General features: G+C 71.5%; 12 protein-coding genes. 11 read left to right on the top strand and 1 reads right to left on the bottom strand.

Features of this window, described 5'->3' with window-relative positions; genetic code table 11:
* Window positions 1-4: 4 nt before the first annotated feature.
* The 3 genes from V3N99_03885 to V3N99_03875 all read left to right on the top strand — a co-directional run bounded on the left by V3N99_03885 (window position 5) and on the right by V3N99_03875 (window position 5,601).
* Complete coding sequence (locus tag V3N99_03885) at window positions 5-3,097, top strand: multicopper oxidase domain-containing protein (GenBank protein MEO3935881.1); 3,093 nt, start codon at window positions 5-7, stop codon at window positions 3,095-3,097.
* A gap of 118 nt (window positions 3,098-3,215) precedes the next feature.
* Window positions 3,216-3,683, top strand: coding sequence for a hypothetical protein (locus V3N99_03880; protein MEO3935880.1), 468 nt, complete (start codon window positions 3,216-3,218; stop codon window positions 3,681-3,683).
* A gap of 7 nt (window positions 3,684-3,690) precedes the next feature.
* The gene (locus V3N99_03875; GenBank protein MEO3935879.1) at window positions 3,691-5,601 is read left to right on the top strand and encodes a copper resistance protein CopC; all 1,911 of its coding nucleotides are present in this window, start codon (window positions 3,691-3,693) and stop codon (window positions 5,599-5,601) included.
* A 130-nt stretch (window positions 5,602-5,731) separates the two neighbouring features.
* Here V3N99_03875 and V3N99_03870 read toward each other — a convergent pair whose 3' ends face one another.
* Complete coding sequence (locus V3N99_03870; protein MEO3935878.1) at window positions 5,732-6,727, bottom strand: sugar-binding domain-containing protein; 996 nt, start codon at window positions 6,725-6,727, stop codon at window positions 5,732-5,734.
* A gap of 204 nt (window positions 6,728-6,931) precedes the next feature.
* On the opposite strand from V3N99_03870, the gene V3N99_03865 reads away from it, so the two are divergent.
* The 8 genes from V3N99_03865 (at window position 6,932) to V3N99_03830 (ending at window position 18,710) form a co-directional block, all read left to right on the top strand.
* Entirely contained in the window at window positions 6,932-8,287 is a 1,356-nt protein-coding gene (locus V3N99_03865) for a sugar ABC transporter substrate-binding protein (protein MEO3935877.1), read from the top strand.
* Between the two features lie 15 nt (window positions 8,288-8,302).
* On the top strand, window positions 8,303-9,262 hold the full coding sequence (locus tag V3N99_03860; protein MEO3935876.1) for a sugar ABC transporter permease: 960 nt from the start codon (window positions 8,303-8,305) through the stop codon (window positions 9,260-9,262).
* Window positions 9,259-10,143, top strand: coding sequence for a carbohydrate ABC transporter permease (locus V3N99_03855; GenBank protein MEO3935875.1), 885 nt, complete (start codon window positions 9,259-9,261; stop codon window positions 10,141-10,143). Before V3N99_03860 ends, V3N99_03855 begins: the two co-directional genes overlap by 4 nt.
* Before the next feature lie 32 nt (window positions 10,144-10,175).
* Window positions 10,176-11,654, top strand: a complete 1,479-nt coding sequence (locus V3N99_03850; GenBank protein ID MEO3935874.1) for a mannitol dehydrogenase family protein — start codon at window positions 10,176-10,178, stop codon at window positions 11,652-11,654.
* Window positions 11,651-13,096 (top strand): xylulokinase, encoded by a 1,446-nt coding sequence (xylB, locus tag V3N99_03845; GenBank protein ID MEO3935873.1) that lies wholly within the window; start codon window positions 11,651-11,653, stop codon window positions 13,094-13,096. Before V3N99_03850 ends, xylB begins: the two co-directional genes overlap by 4 nt.
* A 257-nt stretch (window positions 13,097-13,353) precedes the next feature.
* Window positions 13,354-14,139 (top strand): electron transfer flavoprotein subunit beta/FixA family protein, encoded by a 786-nt coding sequence (locus tag V3N99_03840; protein MEO3935872.1) that lies wholly within the window; start codon window positions 13,354-13,356, stop codon window positions 14,137-14,139.
* 34 nt (window positions 14,140-14,173) lie between these two features.
* Window positions 14,174-15,130 carry an electron transfer flavoprotein subunit alpha/FixB family protein gene (locus tag V3N99_03835; protein ID MEO3935871.1) on the top strand — a complete coding sequence of 319 codons (957 nt, stop codon included), beginning with the start codon at window positions 14,174-14,176 and terminating at the stop codon, window positions 15,128-15,130.
* A gap of 169 nt (window positions 15,131-15,299) precedes the next feature.
* On the top strand, window positions 15,300-18,710 hold the full coding sequence (locus V3N99_03830; protein MEO3935870.1) for a S53 family peptidase: 3,411 nt from the start codon (window positions 15,300-15,302) through the stop codon (window positions 18,708-18,710).
* The last annotated feature ends 43 nt before the right edge of the window (window positions 18,711-18,753 follow it).

The following is an 18,753-nucleotide window of genomic DNA, read 5'->3' as shown; positions in this document are numbered from 1 at the left end:
CATCATGTCGATGCCAGACCGGACCGTCGTCCCCACCCCGTTGCTGCGCCGAATCGCCGCAGCCGGAGGCGCGACGATCCTCGCGACGACGTTCCTCCAGGCGGGTGCCGCGAGCGCCATCGCCCCTGCTCGGAGCACCGTCACCGCGGCTGCGGCGGTGAGCAGCTTCGCTGCCGCGACCCCCAGCACCGCGGTCGGCAAGCTCGCCCCGTCGGGCTGCGCCGTGACCGACACCGTGGTCACCTGCGACCTCTGGGCCTCCGCGGGGACCCAGCAGGTGGCGGGCGCCGACGTACCGATCTGGGGCTTCGGCCCCGACGCGACCACCCCGTCGACCCCCGGACCGAACCTCGTGGTGCGTCAGGGGGACACGGTCAGCATCACCGTCCACAACACCATCGACGGCCAGACCGTCGGCCTGGCCATCCCCGGGATCGCGGCCGGAGACTTCAGCAGCGCACTGCACCAGGACGGAGCCGCGTCCGGGGGCATGGTGACCTACACGTTCACCGCGTCCCGGGCCGGCACCTACCTCTACGAGGCCGGGCACGACCCCAACGGTGCCCGCCAGGCCGCGATGGGTCTCGTCGGGGCGCTGGTCGTCCTCGCGGCAGACCACGACACGACGACCCAGTTCACGGACGAGTCCGTCGTGGTCCTGAGCGAGATCGACCCCGCCCTCGCCGCCCACCCGACGACCTACGACCTGCGCAGCTACCACCCGCGTTACCGGCTCCTCAACGGCAAGTCGTTCCCCTCGACCGACTCCATCGCCACCAACCCGGGCAACACCGTGCTCCTGCGGTACGTCAACGCCGGCCAGAAGCAGCACCCCATGACCGTCCTCGGCGCCACACAGAAGACCGTCTCCAGGGACAGCCACCCGCTCGGGTTCGCCGAGGGGTCGGTCACCGCCGTCCTCGAGCCGGGCATGACGAGCGACGCGCTCGTGGACGTGCCGTCCAACGGCACCTCGAAGTTCGTCCTCTACGAGAGCGGCGCCCACCTCGACGCCGAGCAGCTCGCCGGGGTGGACTCCACCGAGACCGCCTTCGGCGGGATAATGACCTACCTCGACACCCTCGCCGCTCCGGCCTCGACCGACTCCGCCGGCCCGAAGACCTCGGCGGTCAGCTTCTCGGCCAACCCGGCCGACGGTCAGAGCGACATCTCCGTCACCGCGACGATCAGCGACGCCACCACGGGCACGGCCACGGTCGCGGGCGCCGAGTACGTCATCGACGACGCGACGGGCACCGGCCCCGGCAGCGGGATCGTGATGACCGTTCCCCCAGGTGCAGGGGTCACCGCCACGGCCACGGGGACCATCACCCCCGCCCAGATGGCCAGCCTGAGCGGCAAGCACACGGTGTACGTGCGCGGTCAGGACGTCAACGGCAACTGGGGCGCCTTCGTCGCCGCCACGCTCAACGTCCAGGGGTACGGCGCGCTGACGCGGGCGGCCTTCCTGACGCCCGCCCTGACCAACGCCACCGGCACCGTCACCCTCCACGCGACCGGTGACGACACCGCAGCCGGCGGCACGGTGACGAGCGCGGAGTACTACTTCGGCAACACGGCGCCCGACCTCACGACCTCGCCGCCCCCGACGCCCGCCGGCACGCTCGGGCTCAACCGCACCCCCTTCGCGGTCGTCGCAGAGACGGCCACGGTCGACAACGCCGTCGTCGCGGCCCTGGGCGACGGCAAGCACTCGGCCTGGATCCGCAGCAAGGACAGCCGTGACCTGTGGGGTCCACTGATCGAGGTCCCCTTCACGGTCGACCTGACGGCCCCGAGCACCCTGGTCGCCAGCCTGGAGCCCAGCCCGACCAACGGCCTGGTCTCGGCCCCCGGCCACCCGGGCTACGTCGTGGTCTCGGCCACGATCGACGACGGATCCGGCGGCAGCACCATCGCCGACGCCGAGGCCTTCGTCAACCCGACCGACATCAACGCAGTCACGAACGGCTCCGGGCTCCAGCTCATCCCCGACGACCCGTCGATCAGCGCGACCGCCACGTCGGCCGGCTTCTACGGCCTCATCCCGCTCTCGGCGATCCGCAACTACACGGACGGGCAGTTCCACCTCTACGTCCACGGCCAGGACGCCGCGGGCAACTGGGGTGAGTTCCTGACCTCGTCGTTCCAGGTCGACCGGACGGCTCCCGTGCTGGCCAACGCCACGCAGGGGCTCGTGGCCCCGGCCACGACCGCCGGGGCGGCGGTGATCACGGCCACCGTGCCGTTCGTCGACCCCAACAACCCGGTCTCGAGCACCTGGCAGGGCGGCGCCGAGTTCTGGTTCGGCACCACCGACCCGGGCGTCGGCAAGGCCACCCGGGTCACGGCCACCCTCAACGCCGGGATTCTGACCCTGGGCAACCTGCCCGTGACGGGCACCACGCCCGGGTCGCAGCGGCTCAACGTGAGGGCGGTCGACCTGGCCGGCAACTGGAGCAACACTGCCAGCACCACGCTCACGGTCAACCCGGTCAGCCTCGTCACCGAGTCCTTCACCGGCCCGCTCAACGGGTCGTGGACCACGACGGGCGCCGGGGTGAGCGTCCAGGGCGGGAGCCTCCAGGTCTCCTCAGCCAGCGCCAGTGCCTACCTCAAGGCACCCGCATCGGCGCAGCGGCCGGTGGGCGCGACCCTCCCGACCGCCACCGTCACGGTGGACGTCGACGGCACGGGGGTCACCCGGGCCGGCTGGACCACCGTCGCCGCGGCAACGGGCAGCAGCGGGCAGGTCTTCGGCCTCCAGCTGCAGAAGACGGCCACCGGTCAGGTCCAGCTCCGCACGGTCCTCACACGGGTCGGGCTCACGCCGGCCAACGGGAAGGTCGTCGTGCTCCCGACGGGCAAGGCCACCGTCAGCCTCGGCTGGAGGGCGGGACCCAAGAAGGGCACCAGCGTCACCCCCCAGGGTCAGCTCACGCTGTCTCTCGACCGCGGCGCCTCCGTCGCCTCGACGTCGACCGGCAACACCACCGGTCTCGGCGTCTCGGGCATCTCCCTCGGGGTCGTCGGGACCCCGGCCGCACCCGGGCTGCGACAGACGCTGCGGTTGGACAACCTCGCCGTGACCCCCTGACGGGTCACCGCGAGACGCAGGAACCGATGGGGCGGGGCGTCCCATCGTGAACACCAGGGACGATCCGGCGGCGACTCCCCGTCGCCGCCGGGTCACCCACCAGGAAGGGGCACGCACCATGAGGAATCGCATCACCAGGCTGGGCGCCGACAGGTCGCGACGGACGCAGGCCGTGGCCCTGCTGCTCGTCGCCGCCGTGCTGGCGCTCGCGGTCCACACGTTCGCGTCGCACCGCGCGGTCGCGGAGTCGGCCATGCCGACGAACGCCTCGATGGAGGAGGCGCTCGGGGTGCGGTTCTCCCGCGTCGCCATCGTCGCGGACGGGGGGCTGGTCCAGGTCAGCTACGTCATCCTCGACTCCGACAAGGCGACCCGCTTCCAGGACGACCAGAAGAACCTCCCGGTGCTCAAGAACGAGGAGACCGGGGCCGCCACCAAGCGGGTCGCCCTGATGAAGCAGGGTCACAGCCTGCCGGTCGGCCAGACCTACTACTTCGTCTACAACAACGGCGGGACCGTGCGGCCGAACGACCACGCCTCACTCACGGCCCACGGGATGTCGCTGCCCGGCATCCTGGTCGAGTGAGCCGGCCGTGAACGGGCCCCGGAAGGGTCTGGCCCGGGCCGGGCGGCGGCTCCTGACCGGGGTGGCGGTGGCCGTGGCCATCGGCGTTGCCGTCGTCGCGGGGGCACCGCTGGCGCAGGCCCACGCCTACCTCGACGGCAGCAACCCCTCGGACGGGGCCGTCCTCACCACTGCCCCGGCCGAGCTCTCGCTGGTCTTCAGTGAAGAGGTCGTGCCCTCGGCCACGTCCATCACCCTCATCGAGAGCTCCGGTCGGGTGCGCCTGGGCCCGGTCCGGCTGGTCACCCCGGCCGATCCCTCCGCGCCGTCGAGGATCGTCGTCCCCCTTCCGCCACTGGCCAACGGCGCCTACCAGGTGTCGTGGTCGACCGTCTCCTTCGACGACCTGCACGCCACCGACGGCACCTTCGGCTTCGGAGTCGGCACTAGCGTCACGCCCGTCGGCTGGACCGAGACCTCACCCGGTCTCGTCGAGGCGGTGCTCCGGGCCGTCGTCTTCGCGGGCCTCGCGCTCGGTGCCGCAGCGCCGGTGGCGTCGGTGCTGCTCACCCGTCGGAGCAGGGTCGGCCCGGAAGCAGGCCGGCTCGTGCGTCGGGTGACAGCGCGGGTTGCCGTCGGCGCCGCCGTCGCCGGTGTCGCGCTGCTCGGCTGGGAGCTGATCGCCTCGCCCTCGCTGGCCGGGTCCGTGCTGCACAGCAGGTATGCGCTGTGGTGGTCGGCTCGTGAGCTCGGTCTGCTGGCCGTCGTCGCGAGCGCAGCCACACGGCCCGGTCTCGACCAGTGGCTGGCCGGTCGCCGCCGGACCGTCCTGGCGGTCGTGGGCGCGGGCGGCGCCGCATGGAGCAACGCCCTGCTCGGGCACTCGGGCAGCGGGGCGACGGGCTCGCCCCTCCGCGCGGTCCTGTCCAGCGTCCACGTGCTGTCGACGGGGACCTGGATGGGCACGCTCGCCCTGCTCTCCCTCGTCATCGTCGTGGTCCGCCCCGGGCGTGACGACGCGCGACGGGTGCTCGTCGCCTTCGGCCCCGTCGCGGGCGCGGCCGTCGGGCTGATGGTCGTCACCGGCCTCGCCCTCGCCAGCGGGGTGGTGGGCTCGGTGGATGCGCTGCTCCTGACCGACTACGGCCGCCTGCTCGTGCTCAAGGTGCTCGTCGTGGCCGCGCTGCTGGTCGCCGGACTGCTCAACCACCTGAGGCTGCGGCGAGCGGGCGGCCTGCCCGGCCGTCTGCTCGGGGCCGAGGTGGCCGGGGGAGTCGTGGTGCTGCTGCTGACCGGTCTCGTGACCAGCGGCCAACCCGCTCTGGAGAAGCAGCTCACCCTCGACCCCCGCGGCCCCGCCAGCACGCTGGTCACCCAGAAGGTGGGCGAGCTGCAGGAGGAGCTGACGATCCGGCCGAACCTTCCGGGAGAGAACGTCGTCCAGCTGCGGGTGGCCGACAGCCGCCGACCGTCGCCTGGCCCGGTGGCCGGGGTGGCCTTCACCGTCGTCGACTCCACCGGGGTCGTCGTGACCGTCACCGGCAGCCGAGGCGAGTCCGGTCGGTGGTCAGCGCCCCTGAACCTGCGCGACTGGGGACCGGTCACCATCCGTGCCGTCGTGCGACGACAGGGCGCCAGCGCCGTCTCCGGCGACCTGGACTGGGTCGTCGGGGCCCCGGCCGCGACGCCTGGGCCGTTGGTCTCCCGTGCCTCCGTGCAGACACCCCTCCTGGTGACGGCCTGGCTGCTCGGAGGGGTGGTGGTGCTCCTCGTGCTCCGGTACCTGCGTGAGGTCGACATCCGTCGGCGTCGCCGCCTGGTGGCCGGTAGGCGACCACGACCGCCGCGCCCCGGGCCGACCCGGCTGCCGCAGGACGTCCCGGAGGTTCGGGGTACCCGCGAGGCGAGCGAGGTCGTTGGCGCCAGCCGTGACGGCTGACGTCGGCGGCGCACCGTCCGCAGCACCCGGACGGTCCACGAGCCGAGGGACGCGCGCCCCCGCGCCCCTCGAAGGGCCGCGTCGACCGGGACCTGCCCCGTCCCGGTCGACGCGGCACCCCTCATCGTGCTCAGGAGGGCAGGTGCGCCCGTTCGCGGGGTCGCGCGGTCGGCCCGGCGAGGAGCTGTGCGGCCATGGCGGTGTGGGTGACGAGGCTGGTGACGAGCCCGCTCCGAGCCGCGGCCAGCACCGCCGGTGCCTTGGCGACGCCATACGGGATCGCGAGCACGTCTGCAACACAGGCGAGCTCAGTCGCGTCCATGCAGATGAGGCGCGCCGTCAGGTCGTGCCCGACCACGTGGCCGTCGGCATCGAGGAAGACGCCTGAGAGGTCGGCCACCGTGCCGGCGGACGCCAGCGACTCCCGGTCGCCAGCATCGACGGCGTCGTAGATGGTGCTCTGGCCGGGCGCCCAGCCGCCGAGACCGATGACGGCCTTGGTGACCGACGCGAAGCGAGCCATGGCCCGGCGGATGTCCGGCTGCTGGCGCAACGTGGCAGCGGTCGCGGCGTCGGGCAGGAGGAAGGGCGCGTAGAAGAACGAGGCCTCGGCCCCGGTGCGGGACGCCATCTCACGCACGATCTCGATCGACGTGGCGGCGAGGTCCTCGCGAGGGAGTGAGCCGGTGAGCTGCACGACGGGGGCCGGAGCGATCGAGCGGATGCTCGTGACGGTGCTCGCGACGGCCCGGGCCCAGGCCAGACCGATCACGTCGTCACGGGTCACCGTCTCCGCGAGCAGGTCGGCCGCGGCCTGAGCCAGCACCTCGCGCAGGGCGGACGGGTCGTCCTCGGCCGTCTCGACGACGATCGCGGTGCTCAGCCCGAGGTGCTCGCGCAGCTGGCTCGAGAGGTCGGTGTCGATGCTGCCCGGGTGCCCGATCTCGATCCGCACGAGGCCGCTCGACAGCGCACCCTCCAGCAGGCGAGCGACCTTGAAGCGGCTGATCCCCAGCTCGTGGGCGATCTCGACCTTCGACCGCCCGTCGACGTAGTAGCGCCGTGCGGCCGTGGCCGTCATCACGAGCAGGGCGGGCCCGCCTGCGAAGGTCGACGTGGGCTCCACCGGCTGCCTCTTCTCCTTGAGTCGTCGTGCCTGTCGGGGTGAGCTCCGGGTCACGGGTTGGCCGCAACTGTGCCCGAGCCTCCTCTGGTCCTTGACACCGGCCTACCATCAGCGTTTTACTCCACCTTGAGCATATGAGCAAGGGGATGCTCATATGAGCAAAGTTGTTCGGACTGATCCGCAGACACTCAACGAGGAGATTTCATGTCGCGTGCGACGATCGCCGCCCCGGTCGTGCTGGGGGCCTTCGCCCTCTCCGTGGGGCTCAGCGCCTGTGCGGGAGCCGGAGGAGGGGGAGGAGCCGCCGCGAGCGGCGGCTCCGCCAGCTCCATCAACGTCCTCATGGTCAACAACCCGCAGATGGTCGACCTTCAGAAGCTGGCTCCGGAGTTCACCAAGGAGTCCGGGATCACGGTCAACTTCACCGTCCTGCCCGAGAACGACCTGCGTGACAAGACGAGCCAGGAGTTCTCGTCCCAGGCCGGCCAGTACGACGTGGCCACGCTGTCCAACTTCGAGATCCCGATCTACGCCAAGAACAAGTGGGTCGCCGACCTCACGTCCTACAGCCAGGCCGACACCGCCTTCGACCAGAGCGACATCCTGGCGCCCATGACCAAGGCCCTCACGGCCGACGGCAAGCTCTACGGCGAGCCGTTCTACGGTGAGTCCTCGTTCCTGATGTACCGCAAGGACGTGCTAGCGGCCAAGGGCGTGACGATGCCCGCGAAGCCGACCTGGCAGCAGGTCGCCGATATCGCCGCCAAGATCGACACGCCCACGGGGATGCGCGGCATCTGCCTGCGCGGCCAACCCGGGTGGGGTCAGGTCTTCGCGCCCTTGACGACCGTGGTCAACACCTTCGGCGGCACCTGGTTCGAGAAGGACTGGACCCCCAAGGTCAACGCCCCCGAGTTCAAGGAGGCCACCAACTTCTACGTCAACCTCGTCAGGCAGCACGGTGAGGCCGGCGCCTCGCAGGCCGGCTTCACCGAGTGCCTCAACAACATGACGCAGGGCAACACGGCCATGTGGTACGACGCCACGTCGGCCGCCGGCTCGCTCGAGGCCGCTGACTCCCCGGTCAAGGGCAAGATCGGCTATGCGCCGGCCCCGGTCGTCAAGACCGACTCCGCCGGCTGGCTCTACACCTGGGCCTGGGCGGCCGAGGAGAAGAGTGCGAAGAAGGACGCGGCCTGGAAGTTCATCTCGTGGGCCTCGAGCAAGAAGTACGAGGAGCTCGTGGGTGCGAAGCTCGGTTGGTCCAAGGTCCCGGCCGGCAAGCGGGCCTCGACCTACGCCAACGCCGAGTACGTCAAGAGCGCCGGGGCCTTCGCGACGGAGACCAAGAACGCGATCGAGACAGCCAACCCCGACAACCCGGGTGTTCAGCCCCGCCCGGCGCCCGGCATCCAGTTCGTCGACATCCCCGAGTTCCCCGACCTGGGCACCAAGGTGAGCCAGTACGTCAGCGCGGCCATCGCCGGGCAGGACACCGTGGCCTCGGCTCTCGACAAGGGTCAGGCCCTGGCCGAGACCGTGGCCAAGAGCTACAAGTGATGGTGAGCTGAAACCATGTCACTCACCACCTCGGCCCGCGGCACCCGCGAGGGTGCCGCGGGCCCGGGTGCGGGCACGAAGCCCAGCAAGGCCCTGCTCCGCTCAGGAGACTGGGCTCGCCGCGCACCGCTGCTCCCCGCACTCGTCCTCGTCGTCATCGTCACCCAGCTCCCGTTCGTCGTCACGATCGTCACGTCGTTCATCAGCTGGAACGCCTACTACCCGGACCGCCGTCACTTTGCGGGTCTCGAGAACTTCCAGCGGGCGGTCTCCGACCCGGACGCGCGACAGGCCATCCTCGTGACCGTGTTCCTCACGCTGTCCGTGGTGGTGGTCTCGCTCCTGCTCGGTCTCGCGATCGCCCTGCTCCTCGACCGCAAGTTCTGGGGACGAGGGGCGGTGCGCACCATGATGATCACGCCGTTCCTCATCGTGCCCGTCGCCGCGGCCCTGCTGTGGAAGCACGCGCTCTACAACCCGTCCTACGGCCTCTTCAACGGTCTGCTGAAGCTCTTCCTCGGGGAGAACGCACCCCAGATCGACTGGATCGGGCGCTTTCCCTTCCTCGCGGTGATGTTCGCGATCGTCTGGCAGTGGACGCCCTTCATGATGCTCATCCTGCTGGCGGGCCTGCAGAGCCGGCCTCTCGACGTCGTCGAGGCGGCCCGCATCGACGGGGCCAACGCCTGGCAGATCTTCACGAAGATGACGCTGCCCCACCTACGCCCCTACATCGAGCTCTCCGGGCTGCTCGGCACGATCTACGTGGTGCAGAACTTCGACCACGTCTTCACGATCACCTCCGGCGGGCTCGGTACCGCCAACCTGCCGTACTACATCTACCAGACCTTCTACACCGCCCAGAACTACGGCCTCGCATCGGCTGCCGGCGTCATCGTCGTCGTCCTCACGATCGCGGTGGCCACCGTAGCGCTGCGGACCGTCTTCAGCCTGTTCAAGGAGGAGAGCCGATGACCAGCGACACCGCGACCGCTCGCGTGAAGGGCTCGGCCCCCGGCACCCCCCAGGCATACCACCACCGTCGGCCATCGGTGGGGGAGCGGCTGCTCGGTCTGTCGGCGTGGGTGATCGGCCTGATCTTCGTCTTCCCGGTGCTGTGGATGGTCCTGACGTCGTTCCACAAGGAGGCCGACGCCGCGACCAACCCGCCCTCGTTCTTCGCGGCACTCAGCCTCGACGGCTACCGGGCGTTCTGGGCTGCGAGTCCGCTGCCGCCGCTGATCAACTCGGCGACGGCGAGCATCCTCTCGACGATCTTCGTCATCCTGCTCGCCTTCCCCGCGGCATATGCCCTGTCGATCAAGCCGGTGAAGAAGTGGACCGACGTCCTCTTCTTCCTGCTGTCGACCAAGTTCCTCCCGATCGTCGCGGGCCTCCTGCCGATCTACCTCTTTGCCAAGCAGGTCGGGCTCCTCGACAGCATCTGGCTGCTCATCCTGTTCTACACGGTGATGAACCTCCCGATCGCCATCTGGATGCTGAGGTCCTTCCTCGCCGAGGTCCCGATCGAGATGCTCGAGGCGGCGCAGATCGACGGCGCAGGGCTGATCATGACCCTGCGCAAGATCGTCGCCCCGGTCGTCACCCCGGGCATCGCCGCTGCCGCGCTGATCTGCTTCATCTTCAGCTGGAACGAGCTGCTGTTCGCCCGGGTGCTGACCGCCACGGTGGCCACGACGTCGCCGGTCTTCCTGACCGGCTTCGTCACCAGCCAGGGGCTGTTCCTGGCCAAGGTCTGTGCCGCCTCGCTCGTCGTGTCACTGCCCGTCCTCATCGCCGGCTTCGCCGCCCAGGACAAGCTCGTGCAGGGGCTGTCCATGGGCGCCGTCCGCTAGAACCCCCTCTCCCGCAAGGAGACTCACCCGCCATGACCCAGCTCACCCCTTCCCTCCTCGGCGCCCTCCCGCACGGGGTGCCCGGGCCCGCCTACGACCGTGACGCCGTCACGCCGGGCATCGTCCACTTCGGAGTCGGTGGCTTCCACCGGGCCCACGAGGCGATGTACGTCGATGCCCTGATGAACCGGGGCCAGGCCCTCGACTGGGGCATCGTCGGGGTGGGCACGATGCCCCAGGACGCCCGGATGCGTGACGCCCTCGTCCCGCAGGGGGGCCTCTACACCCTGGTGGTCAAGCATCCCGACGGGCGCCGGGAGCCCCGGGTCATCGGGTCGATCCTCGGCTTCCACCTGGCGTCCGACGACCCGGCGACGGTGCTCGACCTCATGACGGCGGCGTCGACCCGGATCGTCTCGCTCACCATCACCGAGGGCGGGTACCTCTTCCACCCCTCGACGGGGGAGTTCGACGCCGGCGCCCCGAGCATCCAGGCCGACCTGCTCCCAGGGGCGGTCCCGACGACGCCGTTCGGCTTCATCACCGAGGCCCTGCGTCGTCGTCGCGACAGCGGCACCGTGCCGTTCACGGTGATGTCCTGCGACAACATCCCCGGCAACGGTGACGTCGCCAAGCGGATGGTCACCGCCTTCGCCCGGCTCAAGGACCCCGACCTGGCCGACTGGATGACGGCCGAGGTCTCGTTCCCCAACTCGATGGTCGACCGGATCACCCCGGTGACCGCACCGGCCGACATCGCGCAGCTCTCCGCCGACGTCGGGATCGAGGACGCCTGGCCCGTGGTGTGCGAACCCTTTACCCAGTGGTGTCTCGAGGACGACTTCCCGGCTGGCCGCCCGCCCTTCGAGGACGTGGGCGTGCAGGTGGTCGCCGACGTCGAGCCCTACGAGCTGATGAAGCTGCGACTGCTCAACGCGAGCCATCAGGCCCTGACCTACCTCGGCTACCTCAGCGGCTATCGCTTCGCGCACGAGGTCTGCCAGGACCCGCTGTTCACGCAGTTCCTGCTCGGCTACATGGACGACGAGGCCACCCCGACGCTCCACCCGGTGCCGGGGGTGGATCTCACGGCCTACAAGCACCAGCTCATCGCGCGGTTCGCCAACCCCGAGGTGCGCGACACGCTCTCGAGGCTGTGCGCCGAGAGCTCCGACCGCATACCCAAGTGGCTGGTGCCCGTGATCCGGCACAATCTCGAGACGGGTGGGGCGCTCGAGCGGTCGGCCCTGGTCATCGCGTCCTGGGCCCGCTACGCCGAGGGCGTCGACGAGCAGGGCGAGCCCATCGACGTCGTCGACCAGCTCAAGGAGCGGGTGATGGCCGCCGCGGCGCGCCAGAAGGACGACCCGCTGGCCTTCGTCGAGGACGAGCAGCTCTTCGGCGACCTCGCCCGCCACGAGCGGTTCACGACGGCGTATGCCGCCGCGCTGTCCTCGCTGCACGAGATCGGCGCGCGGGCCACGCTCACCCGCCTGCGCGACGGCGAGTGACCACGCAGACCGACCGGGGGCGCACACTCGTCGCCGGGGTCGACTCCTCCACCCAGTCCACGAAGGTCGTCGTCTGCGATGCCGAGACGGGCGAGGTGGTCAGGCAGGGCCGAGCGGCTCACCCCGACTCGACCGAGATCGACCCGCAGCTCTGGTGGTCGGCCTTCGAGCAGGCGACCTCCGGTGGCCTGCTCGACGGGGTCGAGGCGATCTCGGTCGCCGGGCAGCAGCACGGCATGGTGACCCTCGACGAGCGCCGTCGTGTCGTGCGACCGGCGTTGCTGTGGAACGACACCCGCTCGGCCGACGCCGCGCGCGACCTGGTCTCGGAGCTCGGTGGTCCGCAGGCCTGGGCCGATGCGACGGGCACGGTGCCGACCGCGAGCATCACGGTCACGAAGCTGCGCTGGCTCGCGCGACACGAGCCGGAGCACGCGGCCCGGGTGCGCGAGGTGCTCCTTCCGCACGACTGGCTGACGGCGAAGATCGTCGGCGGCGGAGACCTCGCCGGGGTGCGCCTGGTGACCGACCGCGGTGACGCCTCGGGCACCGGCTACTGGTCGTCGGGTGAGGAGCGCTACCGCACCGACCTGCTCGAGCTGGGCTTCGGGCGCGGACTCGGTCTGCCCGAGGTGGTGGGACCCGCCCAGGCGGCCGGGCGCAGCGGAACGGGACTGCTCGTGGGTCCCGGGACCGGCGACAACATGGGGGCGGGGCTCGGCCTCGGACTCCGGCCGGGCGACATCGTCGTCTCGCTCGGCACGAGCGGCACGGTCTTCGGGGTCAGTGACCGGCCGACCGCCGACCCGACCGGCCTCGTGGCCGGTTTCGCGGACGCGACCGGTCGGTACCTGCCGCTCGTCTGCACGCTCAACGCGGCGCGGGTCCTCACCTCGGCGGCCGCGGTGCTCGGCACCGACCTCGCCGGGCTGGAGCGGCTCGCCCTCGCCGCCGAGCCCGGGGCGGGCGGCCTGACCCTCCTGCCGTACCTCGACGGCGAACGCACTCCCGACCTCCCCGGCGTGACCGGGACCCTGGGCGGGCTGACCCGCGGCAACTCCACCCCGGAGAACCTGGCTCGCGCGGCGGTCGAGGGCATGCTCTGCGGGTTGGCCGACGGGCTCGACGCGCTGCGGGCCAACGGGGTGCCGGTGGTCCGGGTCCTGCTCATCGGGGGGGCCGCCCGCTCCGCCGCTGTGCAGGCGGTGGCGGCGGGCCTCTTCGGTGCGCCGGTGGAGGTCCCGTCCGCGGGGGAGTACGTAGCCCTGGGTGCCGCCCGACAGGCCGCCTGGGTCCTGCGGGTCTCGGCGGGGGGGACGAGCGGGTCGGACGAGCCGCCGACCTGGCCGCTGTCGTCGCAGACCCTGCCCGCCGGCGGCGACTGGGCCGCGTCGGTGCGCTCCGCCTACGGGACGCTGCGCACCCAGATGCACGGCGTCTGACGATGCGCCCTAGAGTGCCGACCATCACGGAGGCCGAGTGCCGAGAGGTCATTACCGGCAAGTAACCCGGAGGTGTCGCCAGCGTCACGCGGTGGCCGCCCAGCCGTGACGGCTCCTGGCTGAGAGTATGGGTCCAGCACCACCGAGACCGGTCTGCGTGGCTCCGGTCCGCACGGTCCGCATGACCCGCACGACCTACAGCACGAGGTGCGCCGACCCGGGCGCCCTCGACCGCAACGGAAGAGGACGTTCCACCCATGAACATCGTCGTCTGCGTCAAGTACGTGCCGGACGCCCAGGCAGACCGCACCTTCAGCGACTCCGACAAGACGACCGACCGCAGCAACGTGGCCGGTCTGCTCTCCGAGCTCGACGAGTACGCCGTCGAGGAGGCGCTCAAGATCAAGGAGGCTCACGACGGTGAGGTGACGGTCCTCACGATCGGGCCGGCCGAGGCCGCCGACGCCACGAAGAAGGCGCTGCAGATGGGCGCCGACAAGGCGGTCCACGTCAAGGACGACGCGATCCACGGCTCCGACGCCGGAGCCACGTCGCTGCTGCTGGCGCGGGCCATCGCGAAGCTCGACCCGCAGCCCGATCTCGTCCTCACTGGCATGGCGTCCACCGACGGCACGATGGGCGTGGTCCCGACGATGCTGGCCGAGCGCCTCGGACTGCCTGCGGTGACCTACGCATCCGAGCTGACCGTCACCGAGGGCGCCGTGTCGGTGCGCCGCGACGGCGACCTGGCGTCGCAGACGATCGAGGCGTCCCTGCCCGCGCTGGTCTCGGTGACCGACCAGATCAACGAGCCGCGCTACCCCTCCTTCAAGGGGATCATGGCGGCCAAGAAGAAGCCGGTCGACACGTGGTCGCTCAGCGACATCGGCGTCGACGCCGGCGAGGTGGGTCTGGGCAGCTCGTGGACGACGGTCGAGTCCTTCGCGGCTCGGCCCCCCCGCCAGCAGGGCACCATCGTCGCCGACGAGGGTGACGGTGGGCAGAAGCTCGCGGCCTTCCTCGCCGAGCACAAGTTCGTCTGACCAGACTTCACGATTCTTTCCTAGGAGACATCCCATGGCCGTAGTCCTCGTCCTGGTCGACCACCTCGACGGCAAGGTCCGCAAGACGACCGCCGAGCTGTTGACCATCGCCCGCCGCATCGGTGAGCCCTCGTCCGTCTTCCTTGGCGCCAACGTCCAGGCTGCCGCCGACATCCTCGGCAAGTACGGCTCGCAGAAGATCTACCACTGCGACTCGGCCGAGCTGACCGACTACCTCGTCGTGCCGCAGGCCGAGCTGCTGGCCCAGCTGGTCGCGGAGACGTCGGCCGTGGCGGTGCTCATCCCCTCGACTCCGGAGGGCAAGGAGGTGGCGGCGCGACTCGCGGTCAAGACGGGCTACGGCCTGGTGACGGACGCCGTCGACGTGCAGTCGGTGGACGGCAGGATCGTCACGACCCAGTCGGTCTTCGCCGGGTCCTACACCGTGAAGTCCACGCCCAGCAAGGGAAACGCCGTGATCACGGTCAAGCCCAACTCGGCGCCGCCCCAGCAGCAGCCGGCCCAGCCGGAGCTGACCCCGGTCGACTTCACCGCCTCCGACCTCGCGCGCACCGCCCGCATCACGGCGAGCAGCCCCAAGGAGAAGTCGGGTCGCCCTGAGCTCACCGAGGCGGCCATCGTCGTCTCCGGCGGGCGCGGCACCGGTGGCGACTTCACCAAGGTGGAGGACTTCGCCGACAGCCTCCGAGCGGCGGTGGGTGCGAGCCGGGCCGCCGTCGACGCCGGGTGGTACCCCCACACCTCGCAGGTCGGCCAGACCGGCAAGCAGGTCTCCCCGCAGCTGTATGTCGCCTGCGGCATCTCGGGTGCGATCCAGCACCGCGCCGGGATGCAGACCAGCAAGACCATCATCGCCGTCAACAAGGACCAGGAGGCACCGATCTTCGAGCTCGTCGACTTCGGTGTCGTCGGCGACCTCTTCGCCGTGCTGCCGCAGGCGACCGATGCCGTGAAGTCCTCCAAGGGCTGACGACCGGCCGGACCACACGTGTGCAGGAGGGGCCCCGATCGCCACTGCGGTCCGGGCCTTGCGCTGGAGAGCAAAGGTGCGGGAGGCTCGGCGCCGAGCCGCCGCGCCGAGCCGCCGCGCCGAGGCGATCGGTTCGCCGTCTGTCTGACCAGCCTGTCGGGGGAATGTCATGCCTGCACGTCGTCGTCGTCTTGTCGCCATTCTGAGAGCGGCCGGGGCGGCCGCCCTCGTGCCGGCACTGGCCCTCACGCCCACCGCCTCGGCGGCGTCCCGGGCCGCCGAGGCTTCCGCCGCGACACTGGCCACCACCGCCGCCCCCACCGCCGCCCCGACCACCGCAGGTGAAGCCGCGAAGGTGTCGACGCGCGGCCAGGTGCGGCTGCTGCCCACGGGGGACCGGGTGGTCGTCGGGACAGCGGCCGGCACGCCGTCGTACGCGCTGCTGCGCGCCTCCCACAGCTCGGGTCCGGTCAGCCAGCTCGATGGCGGTGGCGCCCACTACGTCGTGCCGGCCACGGTCTCCGCGCTCGTCGGGGGCCTCCTCGACCCCGCGCTCTTCGACGTGGCACGCCCTGCGTCCACCTCCGGCGACCTGCGCCTGCGCATCCGCCACTCCGGCGCGACTCCTCACCTGCCTGGTGTGACGGTCGTCGGCGACGCGGCCGGTGTCGCGACGGCGGCCGTCACGGCCACGACGGCGTCAGCACTCGGTGCCGCGCTCGTGCGTGAGGCCACGGCCGTCGTGAAGGGCGCCTCCACCGGCGTCTTCGCCGGTGTGACCAGGATCGAGGCGATCTCGACGAGCTCGACGGCCTCGGGACCGGTCACGCCCAGCTTCGTGATGCACACGCTGGTCATCAAGGGCATCGACGACCAGGGGGCACCGGCGCGGTCCGCCGGCGGGCTGCTGTTGAACGTCGTCGACGGGCGCCGCTACGTCGGCTTCGTCACCCTCCGCGGGGGTGAGGCCCGGCTGAGCGTGCCGAACGGCGTCTACTCCGGCGCCCTCTCCTTCGCCCGGCGGCAGGACGACGGCACGTGGACCTCACAGCTGGTCCCGCTTCCCGAGACCACGGTTGCCACCGACCAGCAGGTGCTCACGGTCGACGCCCGCACCGCCACGCTGGCCCCACGCGTGACCACCCCCCGATCGGTGTCCTCCGGCGAGGTCGACCTCATGTTCTCCCGCGGCGACGCCGGCGGATACGCCGGCGTCGGTATCGGCGTCTCCGGGGCCCTCGACGGTGGCCTGCGGGTCGCCCCCGTCCCGGCACCCACCCGCGGCACCCAGTCGATCACGACCTCGTTCCACCTCGACGGGCCCAGCGCCGACGCCTACGCCTACGACCTGTCCTTCTCCGCGACGGTCGTCGACCGGGCGTTCACGCACCCGACCCTGCCGACCGGCCGTCTCACCACGGTGACCGAGCGCCACGACACCGACACCGACGGGGCGGCCACCGCATTCGGCCGGGCCGCCGTGACCGGCAACTCGTCCTTCGTCTTCACCACCCTGAGGCCCTTGGCGGTCCCGCTCACGACCACCTCCTACGTCTACGGGGCCGACGCCGTGGGATGGAGCGAGACAGAGTTCGGCAACACACGGGCCGACGACTGGGACATCCTCGTCGGGTTCGAGCGCTATCTGCCCGGCACGACTCGGACGGTGACCTGGCGCCATGCACCGCTGGCACCCGCCGTGCCCGATCAGGCGTCGAACCACAGCTGCCTCGCCTGCCGCTCCAGCGACGGACTGACGCTGATCCTCGACCCGCTCTCCGACGGGACCCGCACGCACTCGAGCGAGCTCTTCGGCTCGAGCGACGGCACCCCGGTCACGCACCTGTCCCTGACCCGCGGCGCCACCACCGTGGTCGACCAGGACGACTCCCTGGGGGTCGTCGCCCTGCCGGTGCCCGCAGCGAGGGCCACGTACACGGCGGTCCTCGACGTGGACCACTACGCCGCGATCCCCCTGCTGTCCACCCGCAGCCACACCGAGCTCGGCTTCTCCTCCGCAGCGGGCTCCGGTGCGGCTGCGCCGGCCGGCTGGCACTGCCTCGGCACGCAGTGCCGGGTGCTGCCGGTCCTGCAGGGCAGGGCCCTGCTGCCCACCGACGGCCGCGGTGGGATCCCCGCCGGGCGTCGCACCCTCACGGTCGAGCTGGGCCGGGTGCCCGGGGCAGAGCCCGCGGGCGTCACCTCGGGCACGATCACGGTGCGGCCGGTCGGCTACTTCCCCCAGGACTATCCCCTCGTCTCGGCCGGTGGGGGTCGCTACAGCGCCCAGGTCTCCCTGCCCTCCTTCCTCGTCGGGTCCACCGTCGACGTGTCGATCGCGGCCGTCGACGCCGGCGGCAGCACCTTCAAGCAGACGGTGCAGCGAGCCTTCGTGATCACCGCGGCCCCGGCTCCTGCCAACGCCCCGTCCGCCCCGTCCGCCCCGTCCGCCCCGTCCGCGTCGGCCGGATGGAGCGCGACCCCGCGCACAGCCTGCGCTGCGGCCCGGCCCGGCTCGGTCCGCTGCCTCGCGCAGTGGCTGCCCGGCTCGGGAGCCGTCGCGCCGGCCGGGGCCCGCTCGCAGGCGGCAGGTCCCACCGAGGGCTACGGCCCGGCCGACATCCAGGCGGCCTACGGGCTCGACGCCACGGCGGGAGCGGGTCAGACCGTCGCCATCGTCGGTGCCTACGACAACCCGAACCTCGAGGCCGATCTCGCCGTGGCCCGTCGCACGTGGGGTCTGCCCGCCTGCACCAGGGCCTCCGGCTGCTTCCGCAAGGTCGACCAGCGCGGTGGGCAGGCCTTACCCGCGCCCGATGCCGGGTGGGGGCTCGAGACGGCGCTCGACACGCAGGCCGTCAGCGCCGCGTGCCCGAGGTGCCGCATCCTGCTCGTCGAGGCCGACACCTCGTCGCTGAAGGACATCGGGGCCGCGGTCAACCGGGCCGTCGCGCTCGGGGCCACGATCGTCAACAACTCCTACGGCGCCGACGAGTTCGCGGGGATGCAGCGCTTCGCCCGCGACTACTACACCCACCCCGGTGTGGCCCAGGTGGTGTCCTCGGGTGACTACGGCTTCACGACGGCGTCCTTCCCGGCGGTGCTGCCGTCGTCGGTGGCCGTCGGTGGCACGCGCCTGACCCGGCCCTCGGGTGGGGCGACCGCCTGGCAGGAGAAGGTCTGGGGAGGGGCCGGCAGCGGATGCTCGGCCTACGTCGCCAAGCCCGCGTGGCAGAAGGACTCCCACTGCTCGATGCGCACCGTCGCCGACGTCTCCGCCGTGGCCGACCCCCGCACCGGGCTGGCCGTCTACGACACCTTCGGTCTCGGCCCGTCCAACGGCTGGATCGTCGTCGGCGGGACGAGCCTGTCGGCCCCTCTCGTGGCGGGCATGATCGGGCTCGCCGGCAACGGGCCGTCGATGGCCACGGCCGCCCGCACGTATGCGCCGGGCGCCGCCCTGCACGACGTCGTGGGCGGGTTCAACGGGTTCTGTGGTGGTGACTACCTCTGCCACGGGGTCGCGGGATACGACGCGCCCAGCGGCAACGGGTCACCGGTCGGCGTGGGGGCTCTCTGACCCGCTCGACACGGGTGTGACGGCCCCGCTCGGCGCGTTGCTT

The organism is Dermatophilaceae bacterium Soc4.6, assembly GCA_039889245.1.
Taxonomy (GTDB): domain Bacteria; phylum Actinomycetota; class Actinomycetes; order Actinomycetales; family Dermatophilaceae; genus Lapillicoccus.
The sequence above is the reverse complement of the archived record's forward strand: the minus strand, read 5'-3'. Positions and strand labels throughout refer to the sequence as shown.